Source organism: Lysinibacillus sp. BSL11, from assembly GCF_052928325.1.
This window is the reverse complement of sequence record NZ_JAVGCX010000008.1, coordinates 106,677-128,512: the sequence shown is the minus strand read 5'-3', so window position 1 is coordinate 128,512 and position 21,836 is coordinate 106,677. Positions and strand designations below refer to the sequence as shown.

The following is a 21,836-nucleotide window of genomic DNA, read 5'->3' as shown; positions in this document are numbered from 1 at the left end:
GGATTTTAGGCGTAATATTGAAATTTATAAAAATCTGCCCATTTGCTCATAAATAATAACTTAAAAAAGAGTTTGCAGAAAAGGTACATTACACTCTATTATATAGAAGGTAGATTTACGGCAGGCATTGCCCGTAAAATGATTGAAAGCTCGGAAGGAGGGGACAAGCATGATAGAGGAAAGAAATGAAAAGGATGATGTGCAATTTGATGAGGCACATCTACGAGAAATGCTAGAAGCACATAATATTGAAGCATTTCGTGATGAGTTTTTAGAACTTCATCCATATGATCAGGCAACGTTTTATGAAAAGGTGGAACCTGATATAAGGAAAATCATCTATTCGTTCTTGTCTCCGACAGAAATGGCTGATATTTTTGAGGCAATCGATATTGAAGATGATGAGTATAAAGCATATCTGGCTGAAATGGATCAATCATACGGTGCAGAAATGCTATCTCATATGTACGCAGATGATGCGGCAGATGTCTTAAATGAACTGGATACAGCACAGCGTGAAAGCTATTTAGAAATGATGGATGAAGAAGCGGCAGAAGATATTAATGAACTACTAAGCTACGATGAATATACTGCTGGTTCTATCATGACCACTGAATATGTCGCTATACCAGAAAATTCAACAGTTCGTTCAGCTATGGCCATATTGCGTAAAGAGGCACCAGATGCAGAAACTGTTTATTATATTTTTGTAGTGGATGAAGAACATCGTCTAACGGGTGTTATATCGTTACGAGACTTAATCATTGCTGACGAGGATACACTTATTCGTTCTATTATGAATGAGCGTGTCGTGATGGTACATGTAGGCGATGACCAAGAAGAAGTCGCGCAAATTATGAAGGATTATAATTTCTTAGCGACACCTGTTATTGATGATAAAGGAGAATTACTTGGCATTATCACGATTGACGATATTATTGATGTTATTGATGAAGAGGCTTCTGAGGATTACTCTAAATTAGCCGGTATTTCGGATATGGATAAATTTGATGTAACACCATTCCAAGCGGCTAAAAAACGTTTGCCTTGGCTAGTAGTTCTACTGTTTCTAGGTATGTTAACAGCTAACCTAATGGGGCAATTTGAGGATACTTTAGATAAGGTTGCCTTACTAGCCGTCTTTATTCCATTAATTTCAGGAACTTCAGGTAATAGTGGAACACAGGCATTGGCCGTGGCGATTCGAGGGATTGCAACAGGTGATGTAGAAGAACATAGTAAATTTAAGTTACTATTACGTGAAGCAGGTACTGGCTTAATGTCAGGCATTGTTTGTGGATTAATTGTTATTGGGATCGTTTATTTTTGGAAACATGAACTTGTCCTAGGTATGTTAGTAGGGGCAGCACTTTGTGGCTCTATTTTAGTGGCGACTTTAGCTGGTTCATTTATTCCATTGTTAATGCATCGACTAAAAATAGACCCTGCTGTTGCATCAGGACCCTTTATTACTACTTTAAATGATATTACAAGTATTTTAATTTATTTGGGCTTAGCGACAGTTTTCTTAAGCCAAATAGGCTAAGAACCAATTTGCTTACTTTCGCATATTGTATGGAAAAAAGGGAAGTGAGTAAAGTGGATCAAGAACCACGCTTGTTTATAAAATCACCATCATATTTTTTAAATATTTCTAAGGTGTTACATGAACTTGATTTGGATGAAAGTACATCTGTCTATGTGAAGGACAATATGTTCGATGAGCAAATAGTTGAAGAAAAAAATGAGACAGTAGATGATGTACAAATAGATCCTTATTTACTGAAACAGCTCCAATTTTTAGAAAAACCATTTCGTCAGAGAGCCTATCAGCCATTATTAGTTTGTTTAAAAGATGGTAGAAAATTAACTGGGACAGCTTCAGATGTACAGAATGATTCTTTAATGCTCACATCATTAGAATTAAAAATACAGGAAATCATTCATTTTGAAGATATACAGCAAATACTTTGGCGCGGAAGAAAATTGCCAACTTTATAAAAAAAGTGTACAGCAGAGGATGCTGTACACTTTTTTTTATGTGTGTGTGTCAAAGGTGAAAGAATTAGTCACAAATCCCTAAGTCAACATCAGCGATACATTGTACAGCGCAGAAGCAAGATAAATCCACAGTAATACAGCTATCTGTTGAGCTCCAGTCATCTACTTTACAGATTTTCTTCATGTTGATACAACAACCGTCTTTGCTTAGTAAGTCTACTGTACTTTCACTAGAGTCAAATGTACATAATGGCTCTAAAACACGTAAAGTAGCACAACATTCATCAAACATATCTTCTACGCGGAAGAATACGGATGTACAAATACAAGGATCTGCTGTTGGAGAGTTAAAGAATGCTTTGAAAGGAGTACCATCTTTTGTAATTAACATGAAAACACGTGTATCTGCTTGTGAGCGTGCAGGACTAACAATCCCACCTAGTGGCTCTAAGAAACAGTTTGCTGTACATGGAGAACACTCATCTCGCACCGCTTGATTTTGAATATCTAAAATAGCGCGAACTACGTCACAAACGCAGCCTGCTGAATGGATTGGTCCAATAGGATTTGTTGGCTTACCACAACCCATATTGTCACCCCCTTTCCTTGTTACTACTTCTACAATATGTACTTTTGAAAACTGGACTCGGGCTTTTGTGTATTTCTTTGAATGAATAGTTTTTTTATGTGTGGAGAAACTGTAAAGAAAAGGAGGGTAAAACTTGAGGCTACTAGGAATGACGTTACCACTCTTAGTTGTTTTATCGCTGTTGAATGGTTGTGCTGAAAAGGAAAAATTTATCGTCTATGGGTCTCCACAAAATGAAAGTGAAGTAGAAGCCCTTATAAAAGAAGAAGACTATGTTGATCGCTCAACGGTTATCCAATATGACGATAGTATGCTGATTGCAGTACAAATTAAACCATGGGAAAAGTGGAAAAAAACTAAGTTAGAGAAAAAATTGCAAAAGAAATTTGAAGAGAAATATCCAAACAAAGATGTGTTTGTCTCCGCTGATTACAAAATTTTTTATGAAGCCAATAAAATAAAAAAGGATCAGATGGAAGATACTAAATTGAGCGATAAAATTACAGAACTAAAAGAGCTTGCAAAGGAGGAGACATAAATGGAAAAAGAGCAATATCAACAGTTAGAGCAAAATGTTACACCAAAGCCCCCTTATTTAAAGAATGTAGCAAAAGCCTTTTTCGTTGGCGGTTTTATTTGTGCAATTGGTCAAGCTGTGTCTCTTTTTTATATTATTTTCTTCAATTTTACAGAGGCAACAGCAGGAAATCCAACTGTTGCAACGATGGTATTTTTCGCCATGATATTAACAGGTCTTGGCCTTTATAAAAGAATTGGTCAATTTGCTGGGGCTGGATCGGCAGTTCCAGTAACAGGCTTTGGGAATGCTGTTATTTCGGCAGCTATCGAGCATCGTTCTGAAGGGCTAGTATTGGGAGTCGGCGGAAATTTATTTAAATTAGCAGGATCAGTTGTTTTATTTGGTGTAGTGTCAGCATTTTTTGTAGCGCTCATTAAATATATCCTCGTAACGATAGGAGTGGTTTCATGGTAATTGTTTTTCAATCGAAGCCCTCTCTTTTAGCAGGTGGAGTGGTAGTAGGTCCATTAGAAAATAGGAGTATTTTTAGTCAATATTTTGACTCTGTGTATGATGATGAACGTTGGCAAATGAAAACAAATGAACAGGGACATCGTAAAATGATCGAAGAGGCCTGTGAATTTGCTATGAAAAAAATGGGCGTACAAAAAGGTGATATCAATTATTTAATGGGCGGAGATTTAGTCAACCAAATGACACCAACTAATTTTGCCGCTAGGGATTTAGAAATCCCTTTTATTGGACTATTCTCGGCATGTGCCACATCCGTATCTTCAGTTATTATTGCATGCCTGTTAACTGAGTTAGGAGCTGCTAATTTTTCATTAGCAGGTGCCTCTAGTCAACATAATGCAATTGAACGCCAGTTTCGTTACCCCATCAATTATGGCGCACAAAAACCACAAACAGCTCAATGGACAGTAACTGCTGCTGGTTATGCGCTAATTGGGAAGCATCGCGAGGAGTATCCTTCTATAGAAGCGGCAACAATTGGTAAGTCCGTTGACTATGGTATGGATGATCCTTTCCACATGGGTGCTGCAATGGCACCTGCTGCTTTTCAGACGATTCAATCTCATTTACAACAGAGAAATCAAAAAATTTATCATTACGATTTAATTTTAACAGGCGATTTGGGACAGCTTGGCTTAAAGCTATTGAAAGGAATGCTTGTGGAAAATGGCGTGAAAAATGAAGAGCTCACGTTATTACGTGATGCAGGTGCTGAATTTTATGGACAGGATCAAGCATTCCAATCTGGTGCAAGTGGAGCAGGCTGTTCGGCAGCTGTTTTTTTTAGTTATGTTATTCAACAAATGCGTGCAGGGAGCTATAAGCGAGTATTACTAGTAGCAACGGGAGCGTTATTATCTCCGCTATCCTATCAGCAAGGCGAGACGATTCCATGTACAGCACATGCGATAGAAATTACGATGAAATGAGGCAAAAAACATGGTTATGACTTTTGTATTTGCATTTATTGTTGGAGGTATTATTTGCGTCATAGGTCAATTATTAATGGATGTTGGCAATTTAACACCGGGCCATACACTAAGTACGTTAGTGGTTGTAGGTTCGATTTTGGATGGTATGGGCTTATATGAGCCATTAATAAATTTTGCTGGAGCAGGGGCGACAGTGCCCATTACATCCTTCGGGAATTCATTAACACATGGTGCCCTGGCGGAGGCAGAAAAACATGGACTTGTTGGCGTATTAACAGGCATGTTCGAAGTAACAAGCTCAGGAATTAGTGCTGCTATTGTGTTTGGCTTTATTGGTGCCTTAATATTTAGACCAAAAGGGAATATTGACTAGACGAATACCCCTCCCATTTTTACGACCGAAACATATTATAGGTTGTAGAAGGGAGGGGTGCTTTTATGGGATACCAAGGCTGGGGCTCACAACCGTACGGAAATAACGTTGGTGGGTGGAACAATAGCTACTGCGGAGGATACTCTGGAGGCAACAACAACTATGGTTATGGTTCTACATTTGTTCTAATTGTTGTACTATTCATTCTATTAATTATTGTTGGCGCTACTTACATCTAATTTGATGAACATAATAAAGGCTTTAGCTTTTATTTAGGATATTCTAAATAAAGTTAAGGCCTCCACCATTTGCGAAATGTTTCGTGCAAGACGCAAGGTCATTTTGAGTTTTAATGATAGGAGGGAAAACATGCATCGCTCGTTTTTTAATTCGATTGAGCAAAAAACAGGTGTATCGATGGATGAAATCTTCGCATTAGCCAATGCCATTCAACATGCGGATTTTACAAGTGAAAAACAAGTAAGAAAAATTGTACGACGTGTTGCTAAAATATCTAACAGATCGATTACGCAAGAGTTAGAAGATAAATTAGTACAATCTATTATTCAAGATGGAGCATCACTAGATTTCGATAAAATCACTAGAATGATGAAGTAGCGCATGGCATATCTACTTGGCAATGCAGCTTGTTACGATAGAGTAGATAAATGGTGGCAAGCGAATTCGTCTCATAAAAAAGGGGTGTTACGACATTATAAATATCGTAACACCCTTTCATTAAATATTCTTCTCCATAGCACGGTGTGGAATACCTGCATCCATAAACTCAGGCGAGGTAGCTGTAAAGCCTAGCTTTTCGTAAAAGGGAATTGCATAGCTTTGTGCATGAAGTTTTAAGGTTTTTTTATTGATAGAAATGGCATGCTTCTCCATTTCCTTCATAATTAAAGCGCCTAATTTTTTCCCGCGTTGGGATTGCAAAATACAAACACGCTCAATTTTAGCTGTATTGTTGTCAATACTACGTAAACGTGCTGCTCCTACAGGCTCATCGTTATCATACATAATGAAATGTGTTGCAGTTGCATCCTCAGCATCACATTCTAGATGAAGCGGAACACCTTGCTCTTCAACAAATACTTTTTTGCGAATAGCAAAGGCATCATCGTGTTCTTGCTTTGTTTCAACAATTTTAACGTTATGCAACAATTACTCAGCTCCAGACAAACGGAATGTTTCGTAAGTTGTCCATGAACCATCTTCTAATTGATATAAAAGATGAATGCGATCAATTGTATCTTTTTCATCAACGCCTGTCATGCGTAATTGACCAAAAATGTCATCATGCTCTGAATCTGACATTTTTTGAGCGATTGTAATGTGTGGAACAAATACATGCTTCATTTCCCCATAAGGGATTTTTTCTTGAAGATCGTGTTGGAATGCTGCTAATTGTTCTGTTGGTTCAATGCGGAAGTAAATCGCATTTGTTGTAGGGAAAAACGAACTAATGCGAGATGCATGAATGTTTAAAGGTGCATATTTAGCAGCAAGTTCATCTAATTGCTTGACGATGGTTTGAATCTCTTCTTCAGACGCATCGAAGCTGTCCTTTAATGTCATATGCGGTGTAATCTTTGCATAATGAGGATCGTATCGTTTGCGATAAGTATTCGCTAAATCTTGCAATTTTTTTGATGGAAATGCCACAATACCGTACTTCATAGTCCATTACCTCCCGAAAATAAACAATTTTTCTAATTAAGTATAACAGAAATTTCAGTTTTCGTAATTTGAATCGCCTAATATTAATTGAAATTTTCAATTAATGCACGTCGAAGGTCTGGTTTCCAATATTTCCATGTATGATTGCCATCAAACTCGTCATAAAATGTAGTAAACCCTTTATTTATCATGAGATCATGCAATTGACGATTAGGTGTTAGAAAATCTTTGATGGTTTTATCCATTGTCACAACCTGATCTTCGCCTTTGCCGACGATATGGTAGATAGAAATAGATCCTGGATCTTTAAAATTTTCCACAGCCTTTAATACATCAGCATCTACATAAGGTGATTGTAGTATGACTTTGCCAAAGATGCTAGGATACTTTAAAGCAGCCATTAAGGAAGCAGTAGCAGCCATAGAGTCACCAATCACTCCACGACTCATACCCATTTGGTAAGTGGCATACTCCTGATCTAAATATGGCACTAGCTCATGTGCTAAAAAGCGAAGATAGGCTTCATGTTGCTCTCCGCTTGGGATATATTTATGACGTCGATCTTTTATGTCTTTGTAAGGAACAAATGCAATAATTAAATTTTCGATTTCATAGTCATCAATCAGTTCATCAGCTAGCTTTGTAATACCACCAAGTTGGAAATAATCTTTACCGTCTGATGCGATTAAAATGTTGTATTTATATAGTGGAGAATAATTTGCAGGAACATAAATATAGAGCTGTAATTCTTCCTGTAATGACTCACTGTAAAATGTTAAATCCTGTACTGTTCCCTTATCCAATGATGACACTCCTTCTTGTGTTTGTAACAAAATTGTACCATATTACGTAAGTAAAGGTATAATAGGTTGGGCTAGCATTATACTAGCAATAAAAATCGAAATGAGGGTTAATTATGCATAATAAAAGTATTCGTGTGCACTCTGACGAAGTAGCAAAGGCAGCTCAAGCCGCATTAATTCGTAGAGGTGTAGCGATAGAGGATATCGCGCAAATTGTTTACGAAATGCAAAAAACCTATAATGAAGGTTTAACACTAGAGCATTGTGTTCATTCTGTTGAACGTGTATTACGTAAGCGAGAAGTACAACATGCTTTATTAGTAGGAATTGAATTAGATGAATTAGCAGAAAAGAAGTTATTATCTTCACCACTACAACAAATTATCGAATCAGATGAAGGTTTATTTGGTGTAGACGAAACAATCGCACTAGGATCTGTATTTACATATGGCAGCATTGCCGTTACTACTTTTGGTCACTTAGACAAGCAGAAAATAGGGATTATTAAAAAACTGGATACAGAACCCGGACATCATGTCAACACATTCTTAGATGATTTGGTTGGAAGTATAGCTGCTTCAGCGGCTTCCCGTATTGCACATCGTATGCGTGACCTAGAAGAAGAAGGCGAAACATTCGCTGATATCGAACCTGAAGAGCTAGGACCAAAACCAAAATCACATAATGAAATTTAAAATGAGTTTCTTCTATTAAAAATGAGCCTTCTCAAATTTTGAGAAGGCTCTAATTTGTATTATTTTTTATCGTTATATGCTTTTACAAATTCTTTTACTTTTTCGCTATCTGCTTCAAGTTTTAAACCAGTATCAATTAATGGAGAGACTGTGGATACAGCTGGTTTTTTATTGCCTTGATAATAGCTAATGAATTCGTCTTGGTTAATAGAGTAAAGAATTGCTTTACGTAAATCTGCTGAATCAGAAACCGCACGGCCAGATGTATTCATTTGTAGGTACGACACAGCATTACTATCTGCCGTATTTAATGTTAATTTAGCATCTGATTTGACAATATCCAGTTTCGTTTCTGGTACTGTTTGTAGAACATGAATTTCACCATTACGTAATGCAGAAAGGGCACTATCAACATCAGAGATAAAACGGACATTGATTTTAGCAATTTTTGGCTCATATTCGCTGCCAGCTCGATAAGCAGGATTTTTCACAAACTGTGCTTCATAATCATTTTTCTTCACTAAAATGTAAGGACCACTTGCATATAGCTGGTTATTGAATGTAGCTGAACCTTCCGTTACAGTAGCTTGATCACCATAGGCAATGTCCTTGTCAGGGTTGTAGTTAGCCACATCATACGTATTAATACTTGTAACTTGTTTTTCAGATACGATACCACCAGATTGGTGTGCTAAATAGTTTAATACTTGTGGGAAAGGGGTAGGTGTTGTAATTTTTACAACTTGGTATGCACCTGCTGCATTATTAACAGCACCTTTATCTTTTGCTAATTGCGCTACAGAAGCAGGTAGGTTTTGTGATAATGCTTCTAAAACGGATTGCTCAGAGCCTGCTACTTTTTTATTTTGTAATTCAGTTAAATCAGAAACGATTTCGACTGTTTCAATGTTTTCATGAATGCTGTAAGTACGATGATCTGGTACTGAATTAGCGTCTTTCGCACGGTTTAATGAGAAGACTACATCTTCAGCTGACACTAATTCACCTGTATCAACAGCTGCACCATCTTTCACTGCTGCAAAATTGATATCATCGCGTAAAATGAAGTAATATTCTTGATTACCTTCAGCCATTACATGGTTGTAAGATAATGAACCATCTGACACAACTTCATCTGTGTCTGTTAAGTTAACAAGACGAACATACATATTCGTGTTTAATGTGTTGATTGAACCATCATTCCCTTTGATCGGGTCTAGTGAAGTAAGAGAATTGATTGTTTGGTGTAAAATTAAAGGTTCTGTTGCATTTTTAGATGTATCATTAAATTCTATTTTTTCCCAAACTTGTGCACGAGATTTTGGTAAAAGTACTGTTTTAGGGTTTACAAGTTCAGAGTAGATACCTTGATACTTATTGGAAATATATAAAGGCGCAATATAAGCTTGATCGAATACTAATAATTGTTCTAAATCTTTATATTTCGCTGCTGCTTCTTCACCAGTCAATGTACTCGCTTCATCAATCAACGCATCCAGTTTTGAATCTGCCACCACACTGTAGTCACCACCAGTTTTAAATAAACCACGAACAGCATAGTCGGGGTTCCCTGTAACTGTCGTCCAGCTTGAAAGAGCAAGATCATAGTTACCTGCTTCTTTTTGAGCAGAGAAAGAACCGTAATCTGGTTGAATATTTAGCTTTACATCAAAACCATTTTTCACTAATTGGTCACGTACAATGTTCATGTCTTCTTCAGAAGCTGCCATTCCTAATACCTCAATGGCAATCTTACCATTGCTCTTGTCACTATCTTTTGAATCTTTACTGCCTTCTACGTCAGTTTTTGTTTGTACACAGCCAGCCAAAGCTAGTACTGCAACGAATAAAAATACAAGTAATTTCTTCATAGCTACCTCCGATTAATTTGTTTTTGGATCTAAAGCATCTCGTAAACCATCTCCTAAAAAGTTAAAGGAGAGGACAAGAAGCATAATACAAAGACCTGGGAAAATCGCGACATATGAATGTGTTTCCAGGTACGTACTACCAACCTTTAAAATATTGCCCCATTCGGGAATGTGTGGCTCAATACCAAGCCCTAAAAAACTTAAACTACTTGTTGAAATAACAGCTCCGCCAATCGTTAATGTTGCTTTCACAATCATTGGTGCTAAAGAATTGGGGACAATGTGCTTGAAAATAATAGCTGCATCAGATGCACCTAAAGCTCTAGCCGATTCTACAAACTCATAATTAGCAAGCTGCATAACATTTGCCCGCATTGTACGTGCATAGGTTGGAATTGCTCCAACACTAAGTGCAATAATAAGATTCACAGTATTAGCACCAAATGCGGCGATAATAGCAATGGCTAACAATATCCCTGGAATGGCATATAAAATATCGAGACTTCGCATGATGATATTATCAGTGGATTTACCATAATAGCCTGAAAATGCTCCTAATGCGCCACCAATAACTGCGGGAATAATTGTGGAGAAAAATCCGACGATTAATGATATTTGTGCCCCAAACACAATACGAGAAAATAAATCTCGACCATAATTATCTGTTCCTAGTGGGTATTCTAATGTCGGCGTTTGTAGCAATGCTCCATAATTATTTTCAGTAGCGAAATCATAGTCGAAAGTCCAAGAGCTTGTAACGGATAACGAGAACATGAAAATAATGAAGAATAAGCCGAATACAGCCATTGTATTGCGTAAAATCTTTTCCCATATTTTTTGCCATTTCTCAATAGAGGATGGATTTGCCCTTCGAGCCTTTTGGATAAGGCTATATCCTAGTAAAGTCGCAAATAGATTACCAGTGAAAGTCGCCAATAGTAGGACAATACCTGGAATGAGCATCCATTTTGGTGCCTCAGTTGCTGTGACATATTTCGTACATAATATGGCCATCACGATATAGAGAAGCGAGAGTACTAAGAAAACGCCCATTGCTAGTAAAAAGGTATCTGTTACATATGGCTTAAATAAATTCAATGCTGCAATACCTAAGATGAATAGCTGTGTTATAAAGGCATAGGCAGCAAAAGTATATTCTGCAGTCTTTCTTTTTGACACAAGCATAAATGCAAAGGATGTCGAAAAAATATTACCTGACAGTATCGTTATTAAAAGGGGATAGCCAAACATTCGAGTATTTTTTTGAATGTCACCATACGTTGCTAAATCCTTTTTAATTCGTAGATTGACGAAGGCAACATATGCCGTAGTAATGGCATAAATAACAAAAAGAAGCAGAACCACCGGTCGCCAGCTATTGCTGGAAAAATTATAGCTATAGGCTAGAAATAGTAAAGAAAACAGTAAGGAAAAGACAAAAGTAAAATGAGAATTGACATATTCCTGTGTAATCTTCAAGAGTAGTTTGACATGTAAGATGTTTTTCACAGGTGATCCTCCTTTAAGACTTCTTCATTTTCGAGCGAATGCGTGGATCAAAAAAGGCATACATGATATCAATGAATAAATTGACAATCGAAATGGTGATGGCGATATATACAACGCCCCCAAGAATGGCCGGAATATCAGGGATAAATTGTTTATCGACGATATAGCTACCTATCCCACTAATGTTGAATACCTTTTCTGTTACAGATGCGCCTCCCAACATACCTCCAAAAAGAAGTCCAATCACCGTAATAATCGGAATCATAGCATTGCGAATGGCATGTTTTGAAATCACTTTGAATTCATTTAAGCCCTTAGCCTTTGCTGTAATAATGTAATCCTCATGAATTACCTCAAGCATACTTGACCTTGTCATCCTAGCAATAGAAGCCGTAATGGATGTTCCTAAGACGACAATTGGCATGATAAGCGATAGCCAATTATGAGGGTTATAGGTAGCTGGAAACCATTGTAACTTTAGAGCAAATGTCAAAATAAAAATTAAACCTTGCCAAAAGCTTGGGATGGATAAACCAATTAAAGCAATGAACATAAATGTGTAATCCAAATATGAGTTTGGACGAACAGCTGAAATAATCCCAACTGGTATGGCAATAGCAATTGCCATTAGCAACGACAATACGGCAATTTCAAGAGTAACAGGGAATTTTGTAGCAATGCTATGTGTGATATCTTCTTTACCTGCAAAGGATGTACCTAAATCAAATGTAAATAGACCGGATAATGCGTTCCATAGCTGTGATAAATAAGGTTGATCCAAACCATGAATGCGATTAAAGTTTTCTATTTGCACAGGTGTTGCTTCAACTCCGAGTAGGTTTCTTGCTGGATCAAAAGGTGATAAATATAAAATGGTAAACACCAATGTAGCCACACCAACAATCACAATGAAGCTTTGTAAAATACGTTCAATGATAAATTGCAGAAATGGATTCGCAAATAAGATAAGTACTACATAAAATAAAACAGCTGGTAGAAAGGTAAGAGCCACAAAACGTTTGTTAGTTAGTTGCTGATTAAAAAATTGGGCATAGGATAGTTGTTGAATGTCCTCTTTTTGTAAATCCTGATCCACTTGCTGTTGAAGCTTCCTTTGAGCTAAGTGTTTGGCTGTGAGCTGAATTTGTGACGCCAATACAGCCTCTTTAAAAAATGTAGCTTTTGCTATTTCTTGTTGCTCAAATTCCTTTTGCCACTGGGCAACCAATCCATGCTCTATATAGTACTGACTACGCAATGCAAAAGCCTGATCATATGTGTTTGAATGTTTCCTTTTCCGATAGATAAAGTATGTAAAAGGATGCACTAAAATACTAAAAAGAAAAAGAAGTAGTTGATAAGGCTTTTGATGCATTAGTTTTTGATAAACCGTAGAAAAGAAAATAAATTTCTCGGGTTTTAAATGAATTTTTGAAGTAACCATGCATTTCCTCCAAACGTAAATAAAATATTCAGCATTATATTGTATAATTCCTATCAGTATTGTAAAGTATGGATTATACTTGAAAGTAAGTCAATCACAAATTTTAAAAAGGATGGGTCGAATGAGTGAAAAGCTTTTAGAAATCAAGAATCTTCGGGTATCCTTTATCACAGGGGAGACAGAATTTGAAGCCGTTAAGGACGTTAGCTTCCATCTAAACAAAGGTGAAACACTCGGAATTGTGGGAGAGTCTGGGAGCGGGAAAAGTGTTACGGCTCGCTCCATTATGCGTTTATTACCATCGCCACCTTCATTTTTGAAATCTGGCTCAATTGTGTTTAAAGGGCAAGAACTCACTGAATTCAGTGAAAAACAAATGGAAGGGATACGTGGACAAGATATTAGTATGATTTTCCAAGATCCGATGACATCCACAAACCCTACTATTCGAATAGGCGATCAAGTGGCTGAAAGTTTAATTAAGCATCAGTCAATGTCAAAAAACGAGGCCTATCAACAAACAATAGAATTATTAAAACTGGTTGGTATTAGAGACGCAGAAGAACGGTATCGACAATACCCTCATGAATTTTCAGGTGGTATGCGTCAACGCGTAATGATTGCTATGGCGCTTGCTTGTAATCCCTCACTGCTTATTGCAGATGAACCAACAACAGCACTGGACGTTACTATTCAAGCTCAAATCCTAAAATTAATGCGCAATATGCAAAAGAAAATGGGAACGTCTATTATTTTAATTACACACGATTTAGGCGTTGTTGCAGGTATGTGTGATCGCATCCTAGTGATGAAAGAAGGAGAAATTGTTGAACAGGGCACAACAGAAGAAATTTTTGCAAATGCCCAGCATCCGTATACCCAGAAATTATTGAATGCCTTACCAAAACTGCATGAGAAAAAGCAACCAAAAGAGATTGCTACTATTCAGCCAGGTATCGATCGACATAAGCCGTTAATCGAAGTGACCCATCTGTCTAAAGAATTTCCGTTAGGCCGTGGCCAAACGTTGAAAGCAGTGAATGATTTATCATTCTATATATATCCTGGTGAAACATTGGGCTTGGTTGGTGAATCCGGTTCGGGTAAATCGACTACAGGTCGGACGATTCTCCAGCTTCATCAGCCTACAAATGGCGAGGTTCTATATCAAGGAATACCTGTAACAAGGCTATCGAAAAAACAGCTAAAGGCAATGCGTCGTCATATGCAAATTATTTTCCAAGACCCCTATTCATCGTTAAATCCTCGTAGAAAAATCTTAGACATTATTGGCGAGGCTCTTGATATTCATGGTCTGGTGAAGACGCATGAGGAGAGACGACAACGAGTAGAGGAATTGCTTGAACTTGTCGGTTTGAAAAAAGAACATGCCATGCGTTATCCTCATGAGTTTTCGGGAGGTCAGCGTCAACGAATTGGTATTGCGAGAGCATTAGCGGTTGAGCCAAACTTTATTGTTTGTGATGAACCCTTATCGGCACTGGATGTTTCCATTCAAAAGCAGATTGTTGATTTATTAAAAGAATTACAACAAAAGCTTGGGTTGACGTATTTATTTATTGCCCATGATTTATCCATGGTGAAACATATCAGTGACCGTGTTGCCGTCATGTATGGTGGGAAGATTGTAGAACTGGCAGAAAGTGAAGAGCTATATGCTAACCCACAACATCCATATACACGTGCATTATTACGTTCTATTCCTGTTCCAGATCCTGCAATAGAGAAGCAGAAATATAATGAAGCTGAACATGCAGAAGATGTGAAAATGCGTTATGAGGTTGAAAATAGTCAGTTAGTAGAGGTTTTACCAAATCACTGGGTAGCAGTGACAATATGATAGCTTGAATGTAGTAGCTTGATATTTTACAATAGAGACATCGTGAAACTTGTTGTCTTCCTGATGATGAGGTGCACAACTTATACGAATCATAAGTATAAGCAATGATGATTAGTTGTGAGGGACCTACTACATGAAAATGCAAGATATAAAAACATTAATAACAAGTGGCACGATTATTTTGGCTGTAGCATTGTACATGATATTTGGCAGATCACCTGCGGAAGATCAAAGTACTAAATCAGTTACAGAACAGCAAGGTACTATTACCATTGAACAAGTGGAAGGAAAAACAGGTAATAAACGCTTTGAGATAGACTATATTAAAGCATATGATGGGGATACGATTCAGGCGACAATTAATGGTGAGAAACAAAAAATTCGTCTATTAATGGTGGATACTCCTGAAATGAATTACAACAAAGGTGGCGCTCAGCCATATGCGGAAGAAGCAAAAGAGTATACGATCAATTTATTGGAACAGGCTAAGAAAATTGAAGCGGTCTACGATGTTGGACCAGAAACAGACAATTATGATCGCCATCTAGCCTACGTGTTTGTAGATAATGTCTTATTGCAGGAATCTTTATTAAACGAAGGGCTTGCAGTTGTACGTTATATTCATAAGCCAAATAATACATTTGAAGAAGCATTTAGAGCTATTCAACAAAAAGCTCAGGATGCAAAATTAAATATTTGGTCACATGAGGATTACTTCCAAAAAGATGGTTTCCACCCTGATGTAGTTCAATAATCTATAAATCCATTACTATACGCTTTTAAGTTTAATTTTAGCTAGGAAGCTGCTGCCATTATCTTATAGGTAGCAGCTTTTTATTTTAAATTTCATTTGCAAAGTTTTTAGCATGGTGAGAGGGCGATTCACTTTTATAGGGTCGTCTCTATGTATGTAATGCACTCATGAAATTGGTCGTAAAAATCTAATGTGTTCAGTACACGGTAGTGGAGAAAGCGATCGCACAAAGGAAAGCAAGCAACCAGCAACGTTTTGTTTTCCAAACAGTGGAAGACAGCTACTGATAAATGAAAAATCATTATTATTAATGTTGACAATTTATATGATAATGATTATCATTATCATATAAAGAATATTCCTTGTTCTACAATACAGTGTAGAGAGGATGAACTTTAGCTACTTTTCTCCAGAAGTTTGCTAGTTCATTATTACGCTCCTGAAACCCCCCTCATTTTTAGGAACGTTAAAAATTGTAGACGGCTCATTCTATTATAGAATGAGCCGTCTACAGTCTGAAACTATTTACTAATGAGTAGTAAATGGGTTCTCTTTTTATGCTTGTACATCTTTCGTCCATTCGGCTACTTTTTCTTGATTGTTAGCAATCCATTTTTTCGCAGCATCTGTGGCACTCATGCCTTCCATTATATCAAACATTACACTTTCTATATCTTTAGCACTCCAGTTGAAACGGTCAAGGACACTATAGGCTTCTGGAGCATCCTCTTTTAAACCATTCCGCGCAAAAGTGCCAATATATTCTTCTGTTCCATATAAACCTTTGGGGTCATCTAAGTACTTTAAATCATAGGCATTAAAGATCCAGTGTGGTGACCAGCCTGTGATGATGATTTCTTCATTATTAGAGATAGCCTGACTGAGGGCTGCGGTCATTGCACCAGCAGATGAGGTCAAAACATTCCAAACTTCCAGATTTTTATATTCCTTATAGGCATTTTCTGTCGTAGCCATCATATTAGCTCCTGGTTCAATGCCTGTAATGGTTTGATTAGCTTGGTTTGTTAAATCTTCAATAGAATCGACATCCATATAACTTGGTACAACCAAACCAATCTTAGCACCAGTTAGGTTTTCTCCTAAGTTCTCTATCTTATTGTTGTATTTTTCTACTTGTGGGGCATGTGTTTGTGGCAACCAAGCAGATACCATACCATCGACCTCTCCGTTTGCAAGTGCTTCCCACATGATCCCATTGTCTAAAGGTGTCAGTGTTGCCTTATATCCTAAATCTTCTAGTACTTGTCCTACTACATGTGTAGATGCAACCTCAGTATCCCATTCAACATATGCTAAATTGATTTCACCTTTCTCAGTATTCTTTGTGTCCTCCTTTTCTGAACCACATGCAGTTAACACAATAAGGCATATAAATGCTATGCCTATTTTCAATAACTTGATGAGTTTCATATTACATCTCCTTTCTATTATTTCTTACATTAAAGTATAAATATTAACAAGTAACAACTTAATTTTATAAACAAGTTGTTACTTTTGTCAAATTGATGGTTTAGTCAAACCGTGCTAAAAGATGGAACATAAACAATTAAGCTTCGTTGTGCCCATTAATTTTTTTATTGTTGACATACGATAGGTGAAAATGGAGACGGAGATTTGAGGAGGCTTAGTATGCATTGGATTACAATTATTCTAATAGGAATCGCTGCGAATTTAGATAACTTGGGGATTGGTCTAGCCTATGGTGTCAAACAAGTTAAAATTCCAATTTTATCAAATGCTGTGATTGCTGTTATGTCGATGATTGTCACATATGTCGCAGTAACAGCTGGTAGCACAGTTGTTGAGTATATTTCACCGCATACTGCCAATTTGCTAGGGAGTTTACTACTGTGTGTGATTGGTCTATGGACTTTGATGTCTAATAATTTTTCTAATCAGCGGATAGCAGGAAATCCCGAATTATTTGATGAAGATAAAAATCTAGTGATCTCAACAAGAGAAGCAATGGCACTTGGCTTTGTCTTGTCAGCGAACTGTTTAGCAGGGGGTATTGCAATAGGCGCAAATGGCATTTCAGCTCTTTGGACAGTCATTTCCATCGGCGTATTTTCTTTTATCACAGTTGGAGTAGGAAGTAGATGTGGCTCTTTACTAGCAAAAACGTTTATTGGCAAGCATTCTACAGCCATATCAGGATGGCTACTTATCATGATTGGTATTTTTGAGGTTTTTGCAAAATAATATTTTACTGCGGCTAAATATCACCAAATATTGGTGATATTCTTTTTATTACATAGAGAGGGGTGTACCGATGACTCGGACATCTTTTTTTATATTTTAAAAATCTATTTTTAATTACTTGACGTAACTAAATTATTAATATATAGTAGGTTACAGAAAGTAATTAAAAACTTTTCATAAGCCAAGCTGTAAACAAATAAGTAACTACAAATGTTTATCCTATCCAATTTTGGGTAACATAAAAGATGTAGTTGCTTCATATTTTAAAATATATCTCGAAATCGAGATAAAATCAACCAATTGGAGGAATTTAAAATGGCAAAATGGAACATTGATTCAGGACACTCAGCAATTAACTTTCAAGTAAAACACATGATGGTATCAAAAGTTAAGGGTGTATTTGACAGTTACTCAGCAGATATCGAAGCAGCAGACCTTGCAGATTTAACAACTGCTACTATTAGTTTTACAATCGATCCAGCGAGCATTAATACACGTAGCGAAGATCGTGATAATCATTTAAAGGCAGCAGATTTCTTTGATGCCGAAAAATATCCAACGATTACATTTAAATCTACAAATATTGCTAAAAAAGCTGGCGATGAATATGCAGTAACTGGTGATTTAACAATCAAAGACGTTACAAAATCAGTAACTTTTGATACAGAATTTAATGGAAAAGGCACAAATCCATGGGGTCAAGAAGTATACGGCTTTGAAGCTGAAACAACAATTAATCGTGAAGACTTTGGTCTAACTTGGAATGCGGCATTAGAAACTGGTGGAGTCCTTGTTGGGAAAGATATTAAAGTAACGGTTGAATTAGAAATTAATCCAGCTTAAAAATAGATAGCTAGGGCATGTTTGAAGTAATCTTCAAACATGCTTTTTATATAGCTCAAAATAGATACTTGTTAATGATGCAATCTAGTAAAAAGAATTTGAGAAAAATTACCAGTAAATAAGTTTCTTGCATATTTTTAGTAATTACTGCATATAAATCATCATATTGTTTTTGGGGGCGATAGGATGAATGTATTAGTGACAGGTGGCTATGGTTTTATTGGCAGTGCAGTAGGTAGGCGTTTTTTTGAAGAAGGTGCAACGGTTTATATTATTGATAATTTAAGTACGGGTCATTTACGGAATGTTGACTTTGAGCATAAATCCTATCTTTTAAATGTTGAGGATGAGGTTTGCGAGCATCTCTTTAAGGAAATAAACTTTGATGTGGTTGTCCATTGTGCAGCGCAAACGAGCGTTCAGCAATCTATCCAGGAGCCAGTAAAGGATATTTTGACAAATATAGTTGGACTTAGCCAAATGCTTTTTTTATCATCCAAGTATAAGGTACAGCATTTTGTCTTTGCCTCCTCAGCAGCTGTTTATGGAGATAGTCACTATCCTCCATTAGAGGAATCAGATGTCTGTGAACCAATATCTATGTACGGATTAAACAAGAGCATTGGCGAAACCTACTGTGAGAAATGGCAAAAAGATTATCGTTTGCCTGTTCTTATCTATAGATTTGCCAATGTTTTCGGGCCAAGACAGCAAATGCAAGGTGAAGCAGCTGTGATTCCAAGTATGTTAAAAAGCAGTATGGCAGGTAAACCATTTACAATTTATGGTGATGGTGAACAAACACGTGATTTTATTTATGTAGACGATATTGCTGATGCTATTTACGCAGGTGTATCTGCACGTTTACAAGGCACGTATAATGTGTCCACTAATGAGGCTTGGTCAATTCACCAGGTCATCCTACTGCTCCAACACTTAAACCATCCACTTGAAATTCAATATGCCCCAGCACGAGAAGGAGATATTGAGCATTCATTTTTAAATAATGATAAATTAGCCAATGCAATTGGTTGGAAGCCTAAAATTTCTTTTGCAGAAGGCATTGAACGTACATTGCACGCGCTACAAAATGAATCATTAGCAGAAATTCAACAAAAAAGTGGATAAAGGGACAATAAAGTAAAAAAGACATATTACATTGCGTAATATGTCTTTTTCTATGTCTATAGTATAATAATTCATTAAAGAAATGGTTGTGGACGGAGGCTTACATATGCTTGTAGATTTTAGAGTAAAGAATTGTTTAAGTTATAAAGATGATACGTTGTTTTCAATGGTAGCTGGAAGTCGCCTACGAAAATGGAAGGATACCCATACAATTCAGTTGGATACACTTCGTCTTGTAAAAAGCGCATTTATTTTTGGTCCAAATGGAAGCGGCAAATCTAATCTTTTTACGGCTATTAAAGTATTACGTTCCTTGCTTTTTAATTTTGAAAACTTAAATAATGTAAAGCAGTTACGTCTACCCTATCAACCGTTTAAGTTAGGAAGTCAGCAAGACAAACCAACAGAGTTTATGATATCGCTTTTTTTGGACGGAGCTTTATATGATTATGAAATTCAGTATAATGCTTCTCAAGTTCTCTATGAACGTCTTGTGAAAACGAACAAGTCACTGAAGGAAGAACTATTTGTCAGACAATGGGATGGTACAGAATATTCTTATGAGACATTTCAAACAGCTTCACAGGAATTGACAAAATATACACGTAATAATACAGCCTTTCTATCAGTATTACATGTTTTTAATGATCTAGATGCTTTAAAGATATTCGATTGGTTTTTACATAAAATTCTTTTCCTAGATGAAGCAAATCGGTTATCAAGTCATCCTCTTATTCGTAAACTTGAAGAGGAGCCGTTTAAAAAGGAAGTGATCAAACTCCTAAAAATTGCAGACCTCTCCATTCAAGATGTCACGGCTAGACGTGTGGAACGCAGAGAGAAAAATACAATTGGCTATGAGTTTGATTCGCCTGAGGTGATTCAAGAAGTAGATATTGATCTACATTATTTATCATTTGATGAAGCAGGTGCACCAATAGGGACAGAAACAATTAATTGGACAATGGATTCTAAGGGCACAGTGCGAATGCTACATTTAGCCTGTGTGATGGTGGATGCTTATAATAAAGGGAAAACCATTTTTATTGACGAATTCGACACAGCCTTCCATGTATCAATTTGTGAGTTTTTAATGGCTATTATGAATAGCAAACGCAATAGCAGTAATCAATTTGTCGTGACAAGTCATGAAATTGAATTACTTGATCAGCCACTACGCTCCGATCAAATTTGGTTTGTGAATAAAAGCTTTAAAAATGAATCAGAACTATACTCCTTATTTGATTTTGCAGATTTACAAAAGAAACGTGGAGATCTTTCTTATGCGAAACGCTATATGAAAGGGGAATTCGGTGCAACGCCTGTCATTAATGAGTATTTATCTGAACAATACTTAGAAGAAACGGAGGTATCTGAGCAGTGAGAGTACGTCAACAAGGGAGCCGAACACTGCGTAAAACTATTTTAATTTATTGTGAAGGTGAAACAGAACGCATCTATTTTGAACAAATGCGTATTTTAAAGCGCTCTAAGATGGTTAGTGTCAAAATAAAAAACGTTAAACGTTCAGCGATCAAGCTTGCCCAACATGCTTATCGAGATTCCAGCTACCAATACTTTGATGAAGTTTGGATTGTTTTTGATAAGGATGATCTAACCGAAAAGCAACTAGAGGAAGTAAATCAATTTTGTGAGGAAAAAAATATTCATATTGCCTATACAAATGAAGCATTTGAATTGTGGTTACTCTTGCATTTTGAGGAAGTTGATAGTACAGAAAAATACCCTCGTGCTGTCCTCAATGACAAAATGGAACAGCACCTTGGTGTCAGTCGGTATTTCCGGCATAAGGCTGATGAATCCATCATAGCCCCCATTGCATTACGGCATGAGGTAGCCATTAAAAATTGCACAGATATGATGGCACTCCGAGAGACAGAGAGCCGTGACAACCCATACTGTAACATACATGAAATGATACGATACATATTTTAAGATTGAGCAGGTTTTCTATTAACAAATAGAAACCTGTTTTTATCTTTACATAAGCTTTGTCGAAATGAAGGCATGTTTCTTTTTTTAAAACATATAGTGTATATGGAGCGAAAT

At 36.8% G+C, this 21,836-nt stretch carries 24 protein-coding genes; 16 read left to right on the top strand and 8 right to left on the bottom strand.

Annotated features, from left to right (window positions below):
* The first annotated feature begins 169 nt into the window (after window positions 1-169).
* Together mgtE and RCJ95_RS11425 are read left to right on the top strand one after the other, a co-directional pair.
* Window positions 170-1,546 carry a magnesium transporter gene (gene mgtE, locus RCJ95_RS11430; RefSeq protein WP_446722330.1) on the top strand — a complete coding sequence of 459 codons (1,377 nt, stop codon included), beginning with the start codon at window positions 170-172 and terminating at the stop codon, window positions 1,544-1,546.
* 53 nt (window positions 1,547-1,599) lie between these two features.
* Window positions 1,600-2,001 carry a hypothetical protein gene (locus RCJ95_RS11425; RefSeq protein WP_257521209.1) on the top strand — a complete coding sequence of 134 codons (402 nt, stop codon included), beginning with the start codon at window positions 1,600-1,602 and terminating at the stop codon, window positions 1,999-2,001.
* Between the two features lie 64 nt (window positions 2,002-2,065).
* On the opposite strand, the gene RCJ95_RS11420 is transcribed toward RCJ95_RS11425, so the two are convergent.
* Window positions 2,066-2,590 (bottom strand): CotY/CotZ family spore coat protein, encoded by a 525-nt coding sequence (locus tag RCJ95_RS11420; RefSeq protein ID WP_004230953.1) that lies wholly within the window; start codon window positions 2,588-2,590, stop codon window positions 2,066-2,068.
* Window positions 2,591-2,723: 133 nt separating this feature from the next.
* On the opposite strand from RCJ95_RS11420, the gene RCJ95_RS11415 reads away from it, so the two are divergent.
* From RCJ95_RS11415 to RCJ95_RS11390, 6 genes are all read left to right on the top strand, one after another.
* Window positions 2,724-3,128 (top strand): YhcN/YlaJ family sporulation lipoprotein, encoded by a 405-nt coding sequence (locus RCJ95_RS11415; RefSeq protein WP_255600424.1) that lies wholly within the window; start codon window positions 2,724-2,726, stop codon window positions 3,126-3,128.
* A complete protein-coding gene (gene spoVAC, locus RCJ95_RS11410; RefSeq protein WP_004230957.1) occupies window positions 3,129-3,584 on the top strand; it encodes a stage V sporulation protein AC in 456 nt (151 codons plus the stop codon). It begins immediately after the preceding gene.
* Window positions 3,578-4,573, top strand: a complete 996-nt coding sequence (locus RCJ95_RS11405; protein ID WP_221679532.1) for a stage V sporulation protein AD — start codon at window positions 3,578-3,580, stop codon at window positions 4,571-4,573. The genes spoVAC and RCJ95_RS11405 overlap by 7 nt, the downstream gene beginning before the upstream one ends.
* A gap of 16 nt (window positions 4,574-4,589) precedes the next feature.
* Entirely contained in the window at window positions 4,590-4,949 is a 360-nt protein-coding gene (gene spoVAE / locus RCJ95_RS11400; RefSeq protein WP_370635293.1) for a stage V sporulation protein AE, read from the top strand.
* Window positions 4,950-5,014: 65 nt separating this feature from the next.
* Entirely contained in the window at window positions 5,015-5,188 is a 174-nt protein-coding gene (locus tag RCJ95_RS11395) for a YjcZ family sporulation protein (RefSeq protein ID WP_004230967.1), read from the top strand.
* A 130-nt stretch (window positions 5,189-5,318) separates the two neighbouring features.
* Entirely contained in the window at window positions 5,319-5,567 is a 249-nt protein-coding gene (locus tag RCJ95_RS11390; RefSeq protein WP_004230969.1) for a stage VI sporulation protein F, read from the top strand.
* Window positions 5,568-5,687: 120 nt separating this feature from the next.
* On the opposite strand, the gene RCJ95_RS11385 is transcribed toward RCJ95_RS11390, so the two are convergent.
* From RCJ95_RS11385 to RCJ95_RS11375, 3 genes are all read right to left on the bottom strand, one after another.
* Window positions 5,688-6,116, bottom strand: coding sequence for a GNAT family N-acetyltransferase (locus RCJ95_RS11385; RefSeq protein ID WP_221679535.1), 429 nt, complete (start codon window positions 6,114-6,116; stop codon window positions 5,688-5,690).
* Window positions 6,117-6,119: 3 nt separating this feature from the next.
* Window positions 6,120-6,635: a YjcG family protein gene (locus tag RCJ95_RS11380; protein WP_216487062.1), complete on the bottom strand. Its 516-nt coding sequence runs from the start codon at window positions 6,633-6,635 to the stop codon at window positions 6,120-6,122.
* A gap of 83 nt (window positions 6,636-6,718) precedes the next feature.
* Window positions 6,719-7,438: an alpha/beta hydrolase gene (locus RCJ95_RS11375; RefSeq protein ID WP_054549789.1), complete on the bottom strand. Its 720-nt coding sequence runs from the start codon at window positions 7,436-7,438 to the stop codon at window positions 6,719-6,721.
* A 113-nt stretch (window positions 7,439-7,551) separates the two neighbouring features.
* Here RCJ95_RS11375 and RCJ95_RS11370 point away from each other — a divergent pair, with 113 nt between their 5' ends.
* A complete protein-coding gene (locus RCJ95_RS11370; protein ID WP_054549790.1) occupies window positions 7,552-8,133 on the top strand; it encodes a phosphatidylglycerophosphatase A family protein in 582 nt (193 codons plus the stop codon).
* Window positions 8,134-8,192: 59 nt separating this feature from the next.
* Here the strand turns inward: RCJ95_RS11370 and RCJ95_RS11365 are convergent, their stop codons facing one another.
* The 3 genes from RCJ95_RS11365 to RCJ95_RS11355 are packed head-to-tail and all read right to left on the bottom strand — an operon-like array spanning window position 8,193 to window position 12,957.
* Window positions 8,193-10,004 (bottom strand): ABC transporter substrate-binding protein, encoded by a 1,812-nt coding sequence (locus RCJ95_RS11365; RefSeq protein ID WP_446722329.1) that lies wholly within the window; start codon window positions 10,002-10,004, stop codon window positions 8,193-8,195.
* Window positions 10,005-10,016: 12 nt separating this feature from the next.
* A complete protein-coding gene (locus RCJ95_RS11360; protein ID WP_221679539.1) occupies window positions 10,017-11,513 on the bottom strand; it encodes an ABC transporter permease in 1,497 nt (498 codons plus the stop codon).
* Window positions 11,514-11,526: 13 nt separating this feature from the next.
* Window positions 11,527-12,957 carry an ABC transporter permease gene (locus RCJ95_RS11355; RefSeq protein WP_257521213.1) on the bottom strand — a complete coding sequence of 477 codons (1,431 nt, stop codon included), beginning with the start codon at window positions 12,955-12,957 and terminating at the stop codon, window positions 11,527-11,529.
* 121 nt (window positions 12,958-13,078) lie between these two features.
* On the opposite strand from RCJ95_RS11355, the gene RCJ95_RS11350 reads away from it, so the two are divergent.
* Complete coding sequence (locus RCJ95_RS11350; protein WP_221679542.1) at window positions 13,079-14,818, top strand: ABC transporter ATP-binding protein; 1,740 nt, start codon at window positions 13,079-13,081, stop codon at window positions 14,816-14,818.
* A 133-nt stretch (window positions 14,819-14,951) separates the two neighbouring features.
* Complete coding sequence (locus RCJ95_RS11345; RefSeq protein WP_221679543.1) at window positions 14,952-15,572, top strand: thermonuclease family protein; 621 nt, start codon at window positions 14,952-14,954, stop codon at window positions 15,570-15,572.
* A gap of 555 nt (window positions 15,573-16,127) precedes the next feature.
* Here the strand turns inward: RCJ95_RS11345 and RCJ95_RS11340 are convergent.
* Window positions 16,128-17,003, bottom strand: coding sequence for a glycine betaine ABC transporter substrate-binding protein (locus RCJ95_RS11340; protein ID WP_446722328.1), 876 nt, complete (start codon window positions 17,001-17,003; stop codon window positions 16,128-16,130).
* A gap of 219 nt (window positions 17,004-17,222) precedes the next feature.
* Here RCJ95_RS11340 and RCJ95_RS11335 point away from each other — a divergent pair, with 219 nt between their 5' ends.
* The 5 genes from RCJ95_RS11335 (at window position 17,223) to RCJ95_RS11315 (ending at window position 21,722) form a co-directional block, all read left to right on the top strand.
* Window positions 17,223-17,795: a manganese efflux pump gene (locus tag RCJ95_RS11335; RefSeq protein ID WP_221679548.1), complete on the top strand. Its 573-nt coding sequence runs from the start codon at window positions 17,223-17,225 to the stop codon at window positions 17,793-17,795.
* Window positions 17,796-18,110: 315 nt separating this feature from the next.
* Window positions 18,111-18,638, top strand: coding sequence for a YceI family protein (locus tag RCJ95_RS11330; RefSeq protein ID WP_221679550.1), 528 nt, complete (start codon window positions 18,111-18,113; stop codon window positions 18,636-18,638).
* Between the two features lie 186 nt (window positions 18,639-18,824).
* On the top strand, window positions 18,825-19,766 hold the full coding sequence (locus RCJ95_RS11325; protein WP_048392010.1) for an NAD-dependent epimerase/dehydratase family protein: 942 nt from the start codon (window positions 18,825-18,827) through the stop codon (window positions 19,764-19,766).
* Between the two features lie 106 nt (window positions 19,767-19,872).
* On the top strand, window positions 19,873-21,150 hold the full coding sequence (locus tag RCJ95_RS11320) for an AAA family ATPase (protein ID WP_255600426.1): 1,278 nt from the start codon (window positions 19,873-19,875) through the stop codon (window positions 21,148-21,150).
* Window positions 21,147-21,722, top strand: coding sequence for an RloB family protein (locus tag RCJ95_RS11315; RefSeq protein ID WP_016993453.1), 576 nt, complete (start codon window positions 21,147-21,149; stop codon window positions 21,720-21,722). Before RCJ95_RS11320 ends, RCJ95_RS11315 begins: the two co-directional genes overlap by 4 nt.
* The last annotated feature ends 114 nt before the right edge of the window (window positions 21,723-21,836 follow it).